Source organism: Neisseria sp. P0021.S005 (assembly GCF_051956955.1).
Genome location: NZ_JBQCWY010000559.1, coordinates 1 through 2011 on the forward strand (window position 1 = coordinate 1; position 2011 = coordinate 2011).

Below are 2011 nucleotides of genomic sequence, written 5' to 3' on the forward strand. Positions count from 1 at the left end.
CGCAAGGTGCTGGAAACCATTGAGAAGGAAGGCTGATTATGGGCTTGAAACATTTTCTTGAAAAAATCGAACCGCACTTCCTGCCGGGCGGCAAACATGAAAAATGGTATGCCCTCTACGAAGCTGCGGCGACGATTTTCTATACATCCGGCGCGGTAACGCGCAAAGCGGCCCACGTCCGCGATGCGCTCGACTCCAAGCGCATGATGATTTTGGTGTGGCTGGCTTTGTTCCCTGCTATGTTCTACGGTATGTACAACGTCGGCGTACAGGCATTCGGTGCGTTAACGCCTGATTTGCTGCAACAAAATATCGCCAACGACTGGCATTACGCCCTTGCCAACGCTTTGGGCATCAATATGTCGTCTGAAGCGGGCGTGTTGGGCAAAATGCTGTTCGGCGCGATTTTCTTCCTGCCGATTTACGCGACTGTATTTGTTGTGGGCGGCTTCTGGGAAGTCTTGTTCGCCACTGTACGCAAACATGAAATCAACGAAGGTTTCTTCGTGACTTCGATTCTGTTTGCTTTGATCGTTCCCCCTACCCTGCCTTTGTGGCAAGCCGCTTTGGGTATTTCTTTCGGCGTTGTGGTTGCGAAAGAAGTATTCGGCGGTACAGGTAAAAACTTCATGAACCCTGCTCTTGCAGGCCGTGCGTTCCTGTTCTTTGCCTACCCTGCCAACATTACCGGCGATACCATTTGGACTGCGGTTGACGGCTATTCCGGCGCAACTGCTTTGGCGCAATGGGCGGCACACGGTGCAGACGGCCTGAAAAACGCTGTAACCGATCAAACCATTTCTTGGATGGACGCATTTATCGGTAACGTGCCCGGCTCAATCGGCGAAGTATCCACTTTGGCGCTCTTAATCGGTGGCGCGTTTATCGTGTTCACTCGTATTGCCTCTTGGCGCATTATCGCCGGCGTGATGATCGGTATGATTGCCATGTCTTCGCTGTTTAACTTCATCGGTTCGAACACCAACGCCATGTTCTCCATGCCTTGGTACTGGCATCTGGTTGTCGGCGGCTTTGCCATCGGTATGCTGTTTATGGCAACCGACCCTGTTTCCGCTTCCTTTACCAATGTCGGCAAATGGTGGTACGGCGCGCTAATCGGTGTGATGTGCGTGTTAATCCGCGTGGTCAATCCGGCTTACCCTGAAGGCATGATGTTGGCGATTCTGTTTGCCAACCTGTTTGCCCCGATTTTCGACTATTTCGTCGCACAAGCGAACATCAAACGCAGAAAGGCGCGCAGCAATGGCTAAGAAATTCGATAAAGACAGCTTCAGCGGCACGCTGATTGTGGTATTGGTTGTCAGCCTGATTTGTTCCATCATCGTTGCCGGTGCGGTCGTCGGCTTGAAACCCATCCAAGAGAAACAAAAACTCCAAGACAAACAAGGCTATATCTTGAGCGTAGCCGGTTTGATGGATAAAAACACCGACATCAGCAAAACCTTTGCCGAGCGTATCGAGCAACGCGTTGTCGATTTGGCAACCGGCGAATACGTGAAAGATGCGCCGAAAGACTTCAGCGCGCGCATCGCAGGCAAAGACCCTGCCCAAAGCATCCAAATCAAACCCGAAGACGATTTGGCCGGCATCAAAAGCCGTGCCAAATACACTGAGGTTTATCTGGTAAAAGGCGATGACGGCAAAGTCAGCCAAATCATCCTGCCTATGCACGGTAACGGTTTGTGGTCTGTTATGTACGGCTTTGTCGCCATCCAACCCGACGGCAACACCATCAACGGCATCACTTACTACGACCAAGGCGAAACCCCGGGCTTGGGCGGCGAAATCGGCAATCCGTTGTGGCAACAAAAATTCGTCGGCAAAAAACTGTTTGACGAACAAGGCAAACTCGCCCTGCATGTAGGCAAAGGCGCAAGTTCGGACAAAGAACACGGCGTAGATGCCCTCTCCGGCGCATCGCTGACATCTAAAGGCGTGCAAGGTTCGTTCGCCTACTGGTTCGGCGAAAACGGCTATATCCCCTACCTGA

The 2011-nt window shown here is 52.0% G+C and carries 2 protein-coding genes; both read left to right on the forward strand.

The genetic code is table 11. The annotated features are described in order from the left end of the window. Window positions 1-38 precede the first annotated feature (38 nt). Entirely contained in the window at window positions 39-1271 is a 1233-nt protein-coding gene (locus ACTHUE_RS16810) for an NADH:ubiquinone reductase (Na(+)-transporting) subunit B (RefSeq protein ID WP_107867782.1), read from the forward strand. Further along, on the forward strand, window positions 1264-2011 hold a 748-nt coding region (locus ACTHUE_RS16815; RefSeq protein ID WP_440424032.1), incomplete at its 3' end, for a Na(+)-translocating NADH-quinone reductase subunit C. The genes ACTHUE_RS16810 and ACTHUE_RS16815, both read left to right, overlap by 8 nt.